Origin of the sequence: Rhizobium sp. N621 (genome assembly GCF_001664325.1) — a bacterium.
GTDB lineage: Bacteria > Pseudomonadota > Alphaproteobacteria > Rhizobiales > Rhizobiaceae > Rhizobium > Rhizobium esperanzae.
Window position 1 is genome coordinate 4,395,487 of the sequence record NZ_CP013495.1, and the last position, 14,748, is coordinate 4,410,234.

The 14,748-nt window shown below is 62.3% G+C and carries 8 protein-coding genes; 3 read left to right on the plus strand and 5 right to left on the minus strand.

The window, feature by feature from the left end; genetic code table 11:
• Window positions 1-10: 10 nt before the first annotated feature.
• The gene (locus AMK00_RS21085) at window positions 11-4,786 is read left to right on the plus strand and encodes an NAD-glutamate dehydrogenase (protein WP_064811595.1); all 4,776 of its coding nucleotides are present in this window, start codon (window positions 11-13) and stop codon (window positions 4,784-4,786) included.
• Between the two features lie 23 nt (window positions 4,787-4,809).
• Window positions 4,810-6,198 carry an MFS transporter gene (locus tag AMK00_RS21090; protein WP_064811596.1) on the plus strand — a complete coding sequence of 463 codons (1,389 nt, stop codon included), beginning with the start codon at window positions 4,810-4,812 and terminating at the stop codon, window positions 6,196-6,198.
• Window positions 6,199-6,215: 17 nt separating this feature from the next.
• Here the strand turns inward: AMK00_RS21090 and purH are convergent, their stop codons facing one another.
• The 4 genes from purH to htpX all read right to left on the minus strand — a co-directional run bounded on the left by purH (window position 6,216) and on the right by htpX (window position 12,244).
• Window positions 6,216-7,832 carry a bifunctional phosphoribosylaminoimidazolecarboxamide formyltransferase/IMP cyclohydrolase gene (gene purH / locus AMK00_RS21095; protein ID WP_064811597.1) on the minus strand — a complete coding sequence of 539 codons (1,617 nt, stop codon included), beginning with the start codon at window positions 7,830-7,832 and terminating at the stop codon, window positions 6,216-6,218.
• Between the two features lie 202 nt (window positions 7,833-8,034).
• On the minus strand, window positions 8,035-9,708 hold the full coding sequence (locus AMK00_RS21100) for a heparinase II/III family protein (protein ID WP_064811598.1): 1,674 nt from the start codon (window positions 9,706-9,708) through the stop codon (window positions 8,035-8,037).
• 200 nt (window positions 9,709-9,908) lie between these two features.
• Complete coding sequence (locus AMK00_RS21105; protein WP_064811599.1) at window positions 9,909-11,297, minus strand: RsmB/NOP family class I SAM-dependent RNA methyltransferase; 1,389 nt, start codon at window positions 11,295-11,297, stop codon at window positions 9,909-9,911.
• Window positions 11,288-12,244: a zinc metalloprotease HtpX gene (gene htpX, locus AMK00_RS21110; protein ID WP_064805781.1), complete on the minus strand. Its 957-nt coding sequence runs from the start codon at window positions 12,242-12,244 to the stop codon at window positions 11,288-11,290. Before htpX ends, AMK00_RS21105 begins: the two co-directional genes overlap by 10 nt.
• Before the next feature lie 110 nt (window positions 12,245-12,354).
• Here htpX and AMK00_RS21115 point away from each other — a divergent pair, with 110 nt between their 5' ends.
• Complete coding sequence (locus tag AMK00_RS21115; RefSeq protein ID WP_064806418.1) at window positions 12,355-12,579, plus strand: DUF1674 domain-containing protein; 225 nt, start codon at window positions 12,355-12,357, stop codon at window positions 12,577-12,579.
• Between the two features lie 109 nt (window positions 12,580-12,688).
• Here AMK00_RS21115 and acs read toward each other — a convergent pair whose 3' ends face one another.
• Window positions 12,689-14,644, minus strand: a complete 1,956-nt coding sequence (gene acs / locus AMK00_RS21120; RefSeq protein WP_064811600.1) for an acetate--CoA ligase — start codon at window positions 14,642-14,644, stop codon at window positions 12,689-12,691.
• Window positions 14,645-14,748: the final 104 nt, after the last annotated feature.

Sequence of the window (14,748 nt, forward strand, 5' to 3'; positions counted from 1 at the left end):
GAGGCGATTCATGGCTGCCAGAAACAATCCGAAACGGGAGAAGCAGATCGAAACGGCGCGCAAGATCGCCAAGGCGATGAGCGAGGCGCATCTCGATCCGGAAATTCTCTTCGGCCGGGCGAGCAATGACGATCTGGAACTCTATACGCCCGACATGCTGGCACGTTCTGCCGTGCATTCGGCAAAGGAACTTGCCGCCTGGAACGGCAAGGCGCCCCGCGTCAGCATCGACACAATTGCCGAGGTGACGCCTGGCGGCACTGCCGTTTCGGTGCTGTCGGTGACTGACCGGAACATGCCTTTCCTTTATGAATCGGTCATGGGCGAAGTGACGAGCACCTACCGCGATCTGTTCATGGCGGTGCATCCCATCCTCGTCATGGAAAAGGGCAAAGCCCCCGCACTCTATTCCGCCGACCACCCGAGCGATCCCGCCGCGCGCGTCAGCCATATCCAGCTCCATATTGCCCCGTTGAACTCCACCCAGGCAGCCGATCTCGTCAAACGCGTCCAGACCGTGCTCGAACAGGTCCGCCTGTCGGTTTCCGATTGGAAGCCGATGCTTGCCAAGCTCGATGGGGTGATCGCCGAGCTTTCGGCCAATGGCGCCGGCCGCAGGAAGGCCGAACATGCCGAGGCGGTGGCCTTCCTGACCTGGCTGCGCGACGAGAATTTCACCTTCCTCGGCATGCGTGAATATATTTATTCGGGCAAGGGCGCCGACGCCAAGGTCGAGCGCGACAAGGGCGCCGGCCTCGGCATCCTCTCCAACCCAGACGTTCTCGTGCTGCGCACCGGTAAGGACGCCGTGACCACCACGCCGGAGATCCTTGCCTTCCTCGACGGCCCCGACTTCCTGATCGTCACCAAGGCGAATGTAAAATCGATCGTCCATCGCCGCGCCTATATGGATTATGTCGGCGTCAAACGTTTCGACGCCGAGGGCAACGTGACCGGGGAACTCCGCATCGTCGGTCTTTTCACCTCGACGGCCTATACCTCGCTCGCCTCCGAAATCCCGCTGCTGCGGTCGAAGATCGAAAAGGTGAAGGAGCATTTCGGCTTCGACCCGATGAGCCATTCCGGCCGCATGCTCGACAATACGCTGGAATCCTACCCGCGCGACGACCTTTTCCAGATCGACACGACGCTGCTTGCAAGCTTTGCCGAGCAGATCAACGATCTCGCCGACCGGCCGCGCGTGCGCGTCCTGCCGCGCATCGACCATTTCGACCGCTTCGTCTCGGTGATCGTCTATGTTCCGCGTGAGGAATATGACTCGATCGTGCGCGAGCGGATCGGCACCTATCTGAAGACGGTCTATGACGGCCGTGTCTCCGCCTATTACCCGGCTTTTCCCGAAGGCGGCGTCGCGCGCGTGCACTTCATCATCGGCCGTTCCGGCGGCAAGACGCCGCGCATTCCGCAGGCAAGGCTCGAGCAGACGATCCGCGAAATCACCGCCCGCTGGGACGACCGTTTCGAGGCGCTCGCCGGGCCAAAGTCGCCGAGACTATCGGTCGATCAGGCCTTCCAGGATTCTTTCACCCCTGAAGAAACCGTGGCCGACCTTGCCGATATCGGCGCCTGCGCCGCCGGCGAGCCGCTCCGCATCCAGTTTTATCATCGCCAGGAAGAACAGGGTGGTATCCTCTCGCTGAAAATCTTCCATGCCGGCGGTCAGCTGGCCTTGTCGCGCCGTGTGCCGCTTCTCGAGAACCTCGGCTTCAATGTCGTCAGCGAACGCACCTTCGACATCGGGGTGCAGGTCGCTGATGGCGCAACCCAACTCGTCGTGCTGCACGACATGGAGCTCGAGACCCGCACCGGCGGCGAAATCAATCTGCACCGGTATGGTGCCGCCCTCGAGGAAGCCTTCGTCGCCGCCTTCGCCGGCACGATAGACAATGACAGCTTCAACCGGCTGATCCTTTCGGCCGGGCTCTCGGCGCGCGAAGCCAATGTGTTGCGCGCCTATGCCCGTTATCTCCGCCAGGCCGGCATCGCCTATTCGCAGGATTACATCGCAACGACGCTCGACAAATATCCTGGCGTGGCCGCGGCGATCTTCCGGCTGTTCCACGACACGCTCGATCCAAAGCTTTCCGACAAAGCCCGCGTCAAGAAGATCGCCGACCTGCACCAGGCGATCGAGGCCGATCTTGCCAACGTGCCGAGCCTGGACGACGACCGCATCCTGCGCCGCTACGTCAACATCGTCGACGCGACGCTGCGCACCAACTATTTCCAGAGGAACCCGGACGGGTCGCCGAAAGCCATGCTGGCCTTCAAGCTCGATCCGCACCTGGTCGACGGCCTGCCGCAACCGAAACCCTTCCGCGAGATGTTCGTCTACGGCGTCGAGGTCGAAGGTGTGCACCTGCGCTTCGGCAAGGTGGCGCGCGGCGGCCTGCGCTGGTCGGACCGCGCCGAGGATTATCGCACCGAGGTGCTCGGCCTGGTCAAGGCGCAACAGGTGAAAAACGCCGTCATCGTGCCGGTCGGCGCCAAGGGCGGTTTTTATCCGAAAAGGCTGCCGGTGGGCGGCAGCCGCGACGAGATCTTCAATGCCGGCCGCGAGGCTTACAAAACCTATATCCGCACGCTGCTTTCGATTACCGACAACATCTCCGGCGCCGAGATCGTGCCGCCGACGGATACGATCAGGCTCGATGGTGACGACCCCTATTTCGTCGTCGCCGCCGACAAGGGCACAGCGACCTTCTCCGACACCGCCAATGCTCTGGCGCAGGAGGCCGGCTTCTGGCTGGACGACGCCTTCGCCTCCGGCGGCTCGGCCGGCTATGATCACAAGAAGATGGGCATCACCGCCCGTGGCGCCTGGGAAACCGTGAAACGCCATTTCCGCGAAATGGACATCGACATCCAGACGACGCCCTTTACCGTCGCGGGCGTCGGCGACATGTCGGGCGACGTCTTCGGCAACGGCATGCTGCTCTCCCCGAAGATCCGGCTCGTCGCCGCCTTCGATCACCGCGACATCATCATCGATCCCGATCCCGATATGGAAAAGACGCTGGCCGAGCGGCAGCGCCTCTTCAATCTGCCGCGCTCGAGCTGGCAGGACTTTGATAAGAACGTCCTTTCGAAAGGCGCGATGATCATTTCGCGCGCGGCGAAATCGGTGACGCTGACGCCGGAAGCGGTGGGCGCGATCGGCATCGACAAAGCCGTGGCCACGCCGTTCGAGATCATGACGGCGATCCTGAAGAGCCCGGTCGACCTGCTCTGGTTCGGCGGCATCGGCACCTATGTGAAGGCGGCGTCCGAAACCGATACCGAAGTCGGCGACCGCGCCAATGACCCGATCCGCATCACCGCGGCGGAGGTGGGCGCCAAAGTGATCGGCGAAGGCGCCAACCTCGGCGTCACCCAGAAGGGCCGCATCGCCTATGGCCTCAAGGGCGGGCGCTGCAACTCCGACGCCATCGACAATTCGGCCGGCGTCAACACCTCGGACGTCGAGGTCAACATCAAGATCGCGCTGGCGGCCGCCATGCACGACGGGCGGCTGACGCGGGCAAAACGCGACCAGCTTTTGTCGTCGATGACCGCCGAAGTGGCGGCCCTGGTCCTACGCAACAATTATCTCCAGTCGCTGGCGATCTCGCTCATCGAACGCAAGGGCACGGCAAACGGCCTGGAACTCGCCCGCTTCATGAGCGTGCTCGAAGCCGCCGGCCAGCTGAACCGCAAGGTCGAGACCTTGCCGGATGACCAGACGCTGGCCGAACGTTACACGGCCGGCAAGCCGCTGACGCGGCCGGAAATCGGCGTGTTGCTGTCCTACGCCAAGATCGTGCTCTTCGATGCGCTCACCGCGAGCGACCTGCCCGACGACCCTTATTTTGCTACGACGCTGTCGAATTACTTCCCCGTCAAAATGCAGAAGTCGAACGCCGGCGATATATCAGGCCATCGGCTGCGGCGCGAAATCATCGCGACCGTGCTTGCCAATGAAGCGATCAACCGCGGCGGGCCGAGCTTTACCGTCGCGATGATGGACGCGACGGCGGCTTCGGCGCCGGAGGTCGTGCGCGCCGCGATCGTCGCGCGCGACGGTTTCGACCTCCCCAGGCTCTGGGCCGAGACCGATGCGCTCGACGGCAAGATATCCGGCGAAGTGCAGAACCGCATTTACGAGGAAATCAGCCACAGTTTTGTCGTTCTCACGCGCCTGCTGTTGAAAACCGCCATGACCAAAGCCGATATGGCAGAGGTGATTAGCCGGCTTCAGGCTGCCCTGAAGAAGTTGAGGCCTGCTTTCGCCGAACAGGCCGCCGGCGATGCTGCCGCACGCCAGGCGGAATATGCCGAGGCCGGCGTGCCCGAAAAACTGGCGGCCGAAATCGCCAACCTCCAGAGCTTCGCGCTGGTGCCGGAGATCATGCAGATTGCCGAGCGCACCGGCGAGCCGCTGGTGCGCGCCGCCGAAAATTATTTTGCGGTATCGAAAACCTTTCGGATCGCCCGGTTACTGGCGGCCGGCGGCCGGATTCTCACCTCCGATCACTACGAAAATCTGGCGCTTGCCCGCAGCATCGACCAGATCGCCAGCGCCCGGCGCGACATCGTCATCTCGGCGCTTTCCGATCACGGCAAGGAGAAGCTGCCCGTCCAGGCGTGGCATGCGCAGGATCGCGTCCGCATCAACCGCATCGTCGAGGAGCTTTCGAGCCTCAGCGACAGCGGCGATCCCAATCTTGCGCGCATCACTGTTGCCGCAGGCATCCTGACCGATCTTGCGCGCGACCGGGCGAGGTGAGACAGTCCGCGAAAAAGGAGCGGATGTTGAATCGCATAGACTGGACAGGAACGCAGCCGCCGAAAGCCACGGAGAAGGGCATCTGGGGGTGGATGTTCTTCGATTGGGCGGCCCAGCCTTTCTTCACGGTGGTCACCACCTTTATCTTCGGGCCCTATTTCGTCTCCCGCCTAACCGATGACCCGGTGTCGGCGCAGACGACATGGAGCAACATGGCGACGATCTCGTCCGTAATCATTGCCCTGCTCTCGCCCGTTCTCGGCTCGATCGCCGACCAGTCCGGCGCGCGCAAACCCTGGATCGGCTTCTTCGCGATCATCAAGATCGTCAGCCTCTTCTGCCTGTGGTTTGCAGCCCCGGGTTCGCCGATCCTCTATCCGGTGATCTTCATGATCCTCGCCTCGGTTTCAGCCGAGTTTTCGATCGTCTTCAACGATTCGATGATGCCGCGGCTGGTCGGCAAGCATGAGGTGGGCAAGCTCTCCAACACCGCCTGGGGGCTCGGTTACCTCGGCGGCATGATCGTGCTGATTGCCGTCGTCACGCTTCTGGCGGCAAGCCCGGAAAGCGGCAAGACGGTTCTCGGCCTCGATCCGCTTTTCGGCCTCGATCCCAAGACCGGTCAGGACGCACGCATCACCGGGCCGATCTCGGCCGTCTGGTACCTGATTTTCATCCTGCCGATGTTCTTCTTCACACCCGATGTCGGCAGAGGCCTGCCCTTCGGCACCGCAATCCGCGCCGGCCTGCGGGACCTGAGAAACACGCTCGGCGAACTCAAGGAACGCCGCGGCATCCTGAAATTCCTCATCGCCCGAATGATCTATCAGGACGGCGTCAACGGCCTGCTGATCCTCGGCGGCGTTTTCGCCGCCGGCATGTTCGACTGGGCGACGATCGAGATCGGCCTCTACGGCATCATCCTGAACGTCGTCGCGATCTTCGGCTGCCTGATCGCCGGCCGGATCGACAAGGGCGTCGGTTCCAAGGTAACCGTCGTCATCAGCCTCACCATGCTGCTTCTGGCCACCATCGGCATCATCTCGACCGGGCCGGGTTACACCCTGTTTGGCCTGATGCCGCTGCCGACCGCCGATTCCGGCGGCCTCTTCGGCACCGCCGCGGAAAAGGCCTATATCCTCTATGGCCTGCTGATCGGGCTCGCCTTCGGGCCGGTGCAGGCCTCGTCGCGCTCCTATCTCGCGCGTAGCGTCAGCCTCGAGGAAGCCGGCCGCTATTTCGGCATCTACGCGCTTTCGGGGCGTGCCACGAGTTTCATGGCGACGCTGCTTTTCTCGCTGGTGACCTATCTGAGCGGCTCACCGCGGCTCGGAATGGCGACGCTGATCCTCTTCCTCGCCAGCGGGCTGGTGCTGCTGATCCGCACGCCCTATCCGGCCGATCGCGCCTGACAATTCTCCGGCACCCGTCAGTGCCGGAAGTGGCGCATGCCGGTGAAGACCATCGCGACGCCGTGTTCGTTGGCGGCGTCGATGACCTCCTGGTCTCGCATCGAACCGCCCGGCTGGATAACCGCTGTCGCCCCTGCGGCGATCATCGACAGAAGGCCATCGGCAAATGGCAGGAAGGCTTCGGAAGCAACCGCCGAGCCCTGCGTCATCGGCGCCGGGAGACCGAGTGCCTTGGCGGCCTCTTCGGCCTTCAGCGCCGCGATGCGGGCGGAATCCACCCGGCTCATCTGGCCGGCGCCGATTCCGGCCGTCTGGCCGTCCTTGGCATAGACCACGGCGTTCGATTTGACATGTTTGCCGACCTTGAAGGCAAACTTCATATCATCAAGCTCCTGCGCCGTCGGCACGCGCTTGGTGACGACCTTGAGCTCCAGATCCTCGACCATGCCGTTGTCGCGGTTCTGAACGAGCAAACCGCCGGAAACGGTCTTTGCCGTCAGTCCCGGGGCGCGCGGATCGGGCAGGCCACCGGCCGACAGCAGCCGCAGGTTCGGCTTGCGAGCGACGATCGCCTTGGCCTCCTCCGTAACGTCGGGCGCAATGATCACCTCGGTGAAGAGCTTGACGATCTCCTCGGCCGTTTCGGCGTCTAATATCCGGTTGAGGGCGATAATGCCGCCGAACGCGGAAACCGAATCACAGGCGAGCGCCCGCTGATAGGCTTCCAGGAGGCTCGAGCCGGTGGCGACGCCGCAGGGATTGGCATGTTTGATGATCGCGCAGGCGGGCGCCTTTTCCGGCAGGAATTCGGCGACGAGTTCGTAGGCGGCATCGGTGTCGTTGATATTGTTATAGGAGAGCTGCTTGCCCTGCAGCAGCACGGCCGTCGAAACACCCGGGCGCTTCTCGCCCGTGGCGTAGAAGGCGGCCTTCTGGTGCGGATTTTCGCCGTAGCGCATCTCTTCCTTCAGCACGCCGCCGATGACGCGGTGGCGCGGCGTGTCGATCGCCAGCGCTTCGGCAAACCAGTTGGAAATCATGGCATCATAGGCCGCGGTACGGGCATAGGCCTTGGCCGCCATGCGCTGGCGGAAGGCATAGGCGGTCTTGCCGTCATCCGCCGAAAGCTGCTCCTTGAACTCGGCATAATCCTCGGGATCGGTCAGGATGGTCACATAGGCATGGTTCTTGGCCGATGCACGGATCATCGCCGGACCGCCGATGTCGATATTTTCGACGGTTGTCGGATAATCGCCGTCGGCCGCGCGCACCTCTTCGAATGGGTAGAGGTTGATGACGGCAAGATCGATGCCCTCGATGCCGTGCTTTTTCATCGCCTCCTGATGCTCGCTATCGTCGCGAATCGCCAGCAGGCCGCCATGCACCGTCGGATGCAGCGTCTTGACGCGCCCATCCATGATCTCGGGAAAGCCGGTGATCTCGGAGACATCGGTGACGGCGAGACCGGCAGCGGCGATCGCCTTATAGGTGCCCCCGGTCGACAGCAGACGCACGCCTCTTTCGGACAATGCCCGGGCGAGCTCGACGATGCCGGTCTTGTCGAACACGGAGAGGAGCGCGGTCTTGATTTCGACCTTGTCCGGGGCGGGGATCTTTTTGGAAATGACGGCCATGAACCTTCTCCGTTCGGGCTTCGGGAGATGTCCGCTAGAGCATGAGGCCGAAAAGTGTGAGCGGCTTTCGGACGACATCCTGCCTTAGGGACGTTTTCTTGCTGTCGCCGCGTTAGCACAGCTTTGACGCCACGCAAACAGCGCTGATGCTCTGCCTTTCGATTTAGTCCCGGATTCGAATTTGGCGAGCCGGCATTCCCGTCTAAGCCTTACGGGAGAGGAACCAGCGGATCTCCGTCTTCTCGGCCAGATCGAAATCGATCTCGATCTGGTCAGAGCCGCAAATGCCGGAGCTGTCGGCAAAGAAGATGTCTTCGGAAATCAGCACTTCGTTGCCGGGCGCGGAAAACAGCCAGCTTTCGCCGTCCGGCGCCGTCAGCAGCACGGATTCTCCATCGCTCTGCTGCAGAACGATGGACGGATGAATATGAAAACGCGCGACGGCCTTCAGAGCCTCGTCACTTTCATATCCTTCACGCCGGATGAGCCGGTCGTGACCTGTCACCATCGAACCTGCGGCATTGAGCGTCAGCTCACGCTCGTGGAGCACGCCGAACGTCCTGAGATAACCGTCATGGCTGAGCTTGATGCTGTCGCGCCCATCCTCCGTTTCCAAACGTTCGACTGTGACGGTTTTCACCGGTTCGGTGATCGCGTGATCGAGGAAAGGCGAGTGTGAAAAACGGCTGGATGAGGTGTCGTTGAGGATGACGGTCGAATGCGCCGCGGTCGTGCGCGCCATCTGCACATAGCGGTGTCCGGCGAATTTCGGCGAGCCGGAATTGACGATGAAGCGATGGCGGCCGGACGACATTTCGAAGGAAAGGCTGCCGGCATGCGCGGTCCGCACTGCGCCGCCCGAAGGCGGCGTGCCGGTATCGGCGATGATAACCGTCTTGCCCCCGGAAAGCCGCTGATAGCGCGACTGCGGCAAAGCCTTGAATGGCTGGCCGGCGGTCTCGTCATATCTGAGCACCGACATCAGCTCATTGGCGAGTGTGGAGGTTGCGCCGTTGAAAAGCGCCAGGTCCCCGTCCTGATGCCGGAAGAACCGCAAAGCCGGATACATGCGGTCGATGCCGGAGATCAGCTTCTGCGGCAGATCATGACCGAGATTGACGTAAGTCTGCCGCAGCGGCAGCAGGTCGAGCAGCAGTTCCAGGCCGATGCGCGGGTTGCGCGAGATATGGCCGCCATCCGGCAGAATCTGGCTATCGAACTGACGGTCGAGCGCCTGCGCCGCTCTTCGAAGCGTGGAGGCGCGGGCCGGCATGGCGACGGAGGCCATGGCGAGCGCGATGCGCAGCCGGAACAGCTCCAGGCCGCCGAGCGTATAGGGTGCCATGCGATGCAGGAACCTGACCTGGAAAGCCAGCGACTTCATGAAACGGCGATAGAAGCCGCGGTCGGCATTCTGCAGCACAACAGGCGAATGCGACAGCCAGGCGATGACGCGCTGAGCGGTGACGTCGATCTCCCAGGCAATTCCTTCCATACGGCCGGCATGGATGGAAAGCCAGCTGTCGACGATGGCGCGGGCAGCAGCCGCGCTGCGTTCCGTCTTGTGCGCCCGCATGTGCCGCAGCCAACCGAAGCTGTGCAGGCGCGTCGCAAAAGGCCGCGAGGGCAGGGTGAAGATGAAGGGCGATTTGCCGTTCGTTTCCAGCATGCGCCCGGCCAGAAGGAAACGTCCATTGAGAATTTCGTCGGCCACATGCGAATCGATGCCGCGAAGATCGGTCGGAGCGACGATCAGACGCTCGGGCGGTTTGATCGAATGGCGAATGAGCTTCAGGCGCAGCAATGCGACGCGGCGCAAGGCGCGCCGCCAAGCTTCCCGAACATACATGCTCGCAAAACGCCGACCGGACTGCATATTCTATTGTCTATTGACCCTCGTAGTTAAGAATAGGTGAAAAGCAGCCGATTTCATCGCCCACAATGAATTAATTCGTGACAAAATTCGAATATACGAAACTTAGTGCATGTCATTCGAGGACATTCCGGAGTTTCGCAAAGGATGACGGACGTGCTGCCCTCGCAGGGGTGCGGATTTGGCGACGCGTTTGAGCTCAATCAGACCGCTCGCCGCAGCACCGCCGCGTAGAAGCCATCGAGGCCGGAGGCGATGCCTTCGGGCATCTTCAGCATGGTCGGAAGCGTACGGAATTCGCCGAGCGGCGTGATCGCCGCTTCAAGACCGGGCCAGTCGCCGGCGCTGATCGGCACGCGCTCGATTGCGTCCGTATCGGAAAGAACGCGGGCGACGACCTCCTCGCCTTCGGCGGGATCGAGCGAGCAGTTCGAAAACACCAGCGTGCCGCCGGGCTTCAGCAAAGTCAGCGCATGAAGCAGCAGCCGCTCCTGCAGCGCCGCCAGCCTCGCGATATCATCCGGCCCCTTGGTCCACAGCACGTCGGGGTGCCGGCGCGTCGTGCCGGTGGAAGAGCAGGGGGCGTCGAGCAGGATCGCATCGAAACCTTCTGCCGGCTTGAACGTCGTCAGGTCTGCCGCGACCGTTTCCGCCTTCAGGCCAAGCCGGTCGAGATTCGACCGCAGCCGTCTTAGCCGGCTTTCCGACTGATCGAGGGCGGTCACCGCGCCGCCGGCGAGGATGAGCTGCGCTGTCTTGCCGCCGGGTGCCGCACAGAGATCGGCTGCACGTTTGCCCGAGAGATCACCGAAAAGCCTGGCCGGAATGCTTGCCGCCGCATCCTGCACCCACCAGGCACCGTCGTCGAAGCCCTCCAGTGAAGGAATTCCGCCGTCAAAGGCGGCAAGCCGGACTCCGCCCGTCGGCAGGGTAACGCCGTTCAGCTTCTTCGCCCAGGCTTCGGCGTCGGATTTGACGGTCAAATCGATCGCCGCAGGTTCGAGCTGTGATCGCGAGATCGCCAGCGCGGCGTCGCGGCCATAGGCCTTCTCCAGCCGTGTGAGGAACCAGCCCGGCATCGGCGGAACCTTGCCGATCTGCTCCAGCACCTCGTCCTTTTCGCGGCCGAGCCGGCGCAGGACCGCGTTGACCAGCTTGGCGAAGCGGCGATTGCGTGGATCGAGGTTGGCCTGCTCGACGGCAAGATCGACGGCCGAATGATCCGGCACGTCGAGATAGAGGATCTGCGCAGCCGCGATTGCCAGAACATGGTGCAAGGCCCGCGCACCCTCCGGCAGCGGCGATTCCAGCAGCAAGGCAATGGCGGCGTCGATGCGCGGCAGATGGCGCAGCGTCGTGTTCAGAATGGCGCGGACAAGGGCGCGATCGCTTTCGCCAAGCGCCTTATAGGCCGGATTGCCATGTTCATGATCGAGAGCGCCGTCGAGCGGCAGCTTGCGGTCGACGACGGCAGCCAGAATTTTTGCGGCCGCCGCCCGGGCCTGCAGGCCGGGCTTGGCTGGCGCCGATCGACCGGCGGAAGGTTTCTGTTTCCGGAATGGCTTTTTCGTGCCGTCTGAATTCAAGACCACGGACCTTTTGGCGGTTGCGAACCACCGCGACCCGTATTCGGAACAGAGCGCGATTTGCGCGACGGATTAGCAGCACGCACCGGTCCCGTCGAGACATTCATGCCGCTTTGCGCCATCTCCTGCAGCGCGGCAATGCGGTTTTCCGTGTTCGGATGGGTGGAAAACAGATTGTCCATGCGCTCGCCGGAAAGCGGGTTGATGATGAACATATGCGCCGTCGCCGGATTGCGCTCGGCATCCTCATTCGGCACATGGGCCGCGCCACGGGCGATCTTTCCAAGTGCGGAGGCGAGCCAGAGCGGATTGCCGCAGATTTCGGCGCCGCGCCGGTCGGCCGAATATTCACGCGTACGGCTGATCGCCATCTGCACCAGCATGGCGGCGAGCGGTGCGACGATCATCGCGACGAGAACGCCGATGAAACCGAGGGGATTATTGTTGTTGTCGCGATTGCCGCCGAAGAAGAAGGCGAAGTTGCCGAGCATCGAGATCGCGCCGGCAAGCGTTGCCGTGATCGTCATGGTCAACGTGTCGCGGTTCTGAATATGGGCGAGCTCATGCGCCATCACGCCGGCGACCTCCTCCGGAGAAAGGGCTTGGAGCAGGCCGGTCGAGGCGGCGACGGCGGCATTTTCGGGATTGCGGCCGGTGGCGAAGGCATTCGGCTGCGGGCTGTCGTAGAGATAGACCTTCGGCATCGGCAGCCCGGCATTACGGGCGAGATCGCGCACGATCGCAAAGAATTCCGGCGCATTGCGTTCGTCGATCTCATGCGCGCGATAGGCCGAAAGCACCATGCGATCGGAGTTCCAATAGGAGAAGAAATTCATGCCGGCGGCAATGAGAAAGGCGATCATCATGCCGCCCCGACCGCCGATCAGAAAGCCGACGAACATGAAAAGCGCCGTCATGAAGGCAAGCAACATGGCAGTGCGAACGAGGTTCATTGCGAATCTCCAACTCCGATTTCGGCGTCGCAAGCTTTCATTCCCGGCGACCGCGCATTATGATTTGGTTATTCACCCGCCATTTTCAATATTTCCGGCAGGAGAAGGCCATGCAGGAAGCCGATAACGACAATAGCCAAACGCCGACGGTGGAGGGATCGGAGCCGCCGCGCAAAGTGCTGTCCCCGGCGGCCCAACGTGCGCTTGCCGAGGCTGAGGAACGACGGAAGAACCAGAAGCCGCTGGAGCTTCCGCCTGAGATCGGCGGCCGCGGCGGAGCCGAGCCCGCCCGCTTCGGTGATTACGAGATCAACGGCCGGGCAATCGATTTTTAGGCAAGGATTGTTCGGCCCGAATCCGGGCCTCGTGCGGGCCATCCAAATTCAGCCAGCCAAAACAAAGTGAGCCGCCCCGGGACTCGGATGGCCGGAGCGGCTCTTTATATCAGGCGGTCACCTTGTTCTGCCGGTTGGCGATCAGATCGTCGACGACGGCGGGATCGGCGAGCGTCGAGGTATCGCCGAGAGCGCCGAAATCGTCTTCGGCGATCTTGCGCAGGATGCGGCGCATGATCTTGCCGGAGCGGGTTTTCGGCAGGCCGGGCGCGAACTGGATCTTATCGGGCGCGGCGATCGGTCCGATTTCGGTACGCACATGTTTCACCAGTTCCTGGCGAAGCGTGTCGGTGCCTTCGTGGCCGGCCATCAGCGTCACGTAGCAATAGATGCCCTGACCCTTGATCGAGTGCGGATAGCCGACGACCGCGGCCTCCGACACCAGATTATGCGAGACGAGGGCGGACTCCACCTCCGCCGTTCCGAGCCGGTGGCCGGAGACGTTGAGTACGTCGTCGACACGGCCGGTGATCCAGTAATAGCCGTCTTCGTCGCGCCGGCAGCCGTCGCCGGTGAAATACTTGCCCTTGTAGGTGGAGAAATAAGTCTGGATGAAGCGGTCGTGATCGCCATAGACGGTGCGCATCTGGCCCGGCCAGCTGTCAGTGATGCAGAGATTGCCGTCGGCGGGGCCTTCCAGCACCTTGCCCTCATTGTCGACCAGCTGCGGCTTGACGCCGAAGAACGGCACCGTCGCCGAACCCGGCTTCAGATCGGTCGCGCCCGGCAGCGGCGTGATCATATGGCCGCCGGTTTCCGTCTGCCACCAGGTATCGATGACCGGGCAGCGCTTGTCGCCGACGACATTGTAATACCATTCCCAGGCTTCCGGATTGATCGGCTCGCCGACCGTGCCGAGCAGGCGCAGCGACGAGCGGGAGGAGCGCGTGACGAATTCGTCGCCGGCGCCCATCAGCGAGCGGATTGCCGTCGGCGCCGTATAGAAGATGTTGACCTTATGCTTGTCGATCACTTCCCAGAAACGGCCCTGATCCGGGAAATTCGGCACGCCCTCGAACATCAGCGTCGTCGCGCAGTTCGCCAGCGGCCCATAGACGATATAGGAATGGCCGGTAACCCAGCCGACATCGGCCGTGCACCAGTAGACGTCACCGTGATGATAGTCGAAGACATATTCATGCGTCATCGCCGCATAGACGAGGTAACCGCCGGTCGTGTGCAGCACGCCCTTCGGCTTGCCGGTGGAGCCTGACGTATAGAGAATGAACAGCGGATCTTCCGCCTTCATCTTCACCGGCGGGCATTCCGGTTTCACGCTGGCGATTTCCTGATGATACCAGAGGTCGCGGCCGGGCGCCCAGCCGGTCTTGCCACCGGTGCGGCGCACGACCAGCACCTTGCTGACAGTGACATGCTGGCGGGCGGCGATATGAATCGCCGTATCGGTATTGTCCTTCAGCGGCACCGGCTTGCCGCCGCGCACGCCCTCGTCGCAGGTGATGACGAAGGTGGATTCGCAGTCGACGATGCGCCCTGCCAGCGCCTCCGGCGAGAAGCCGCCGAAGACGACCGAATGCACCGCGCCGATGCGGGCACAGGCGAGCATCGCATAGGCCGCTTCAGGGATCATCGGCATGTAGATGGTGACGCGATCGCCCTTCTTGACACCATGCTTCTTCAACACGTTCGCCGTTCGGCAAACATGGTCGTAGAGCTCGTTATAGGTGATCTTCTTATCGATATAGGGGTTGTCGCCTTCCCAGATGATCGCCACCTGGTCGCCATTCGTCTTCAGATGGCGGTCGATGCAATTGTAGGAGACGTTCGTCTGGCCGTCTTCGAACCATTTGATCGAGACCTTGCCGGTAAAGGAGGTGTTCTTGACCTTGGTATAAGGTTTGAACCAGTCGATCCGCTTGCCGTGCTTGCCCCAGAACTTGTCCGGATTTTCAATGCTCTCCTCGTACCATTTCAGGTACTTATCCTTATCGATCAGGGCGCGCGCCTTCACCGGCTTCGTGACCGGATAGATCTTCTCCGACATGGAACTCCTCCTCATGGGACATGCGACGGACCGCGAGCTATACAGGGCCCGAACTTCAAATCACGGCAATTCATAGCAGTTCGCATCGCTACGGCAATTAGACA

Coding starts and splice junctions, on each gene's coding strand:
- AMK00_RS21085 (WP_064811595.1), top strand. CDS start 11: ATGGCTGCCAGAAACAATCCGAAACGGGAGAAGCAGATCGAAACGGCG.
- AMK00_RS21090 (WP_064811596.1), top strand. CDS start 4,810: ATGTTGAATCGCATAGACTGGACAGGAACGCAGCCGCCGAAAGCCACG.
- purH (WP_064811597.1), bottom strand. CDS start 7,832: ATGGCCGTCATTTCCAAAAAGATCCCCGCCCCGGACAAGGTCGAAATC.
- AMK00_RS21100 (WP_064811598.1), bottom strand. CDS start 9,708: ATGCAGTCCGGTCGGCGTTTTGCGAGCATGTATGTTCGGGAAGCTTGG.
- htpX (WP_064805781.1), bottom strand. CDS start 12,244: ATGAACCTCGTTCGCACTGCCATGTTGCTTGCCTTCATGACGGCGCTT.
- AMK00_RS21115 (WP_064806418.1), top strand. CDS start 12,355: ATGCAGGAAGCCGATAACGACAATAGCCAAACGCCGACGGTGGAGGGA.
- acs (WP_064811600.1), bottom strand. CDS start 14,644: ATGTCGGAGAAGATCTATCCGGTCACGAAGCCGGTGAAGGCGCGCGCC.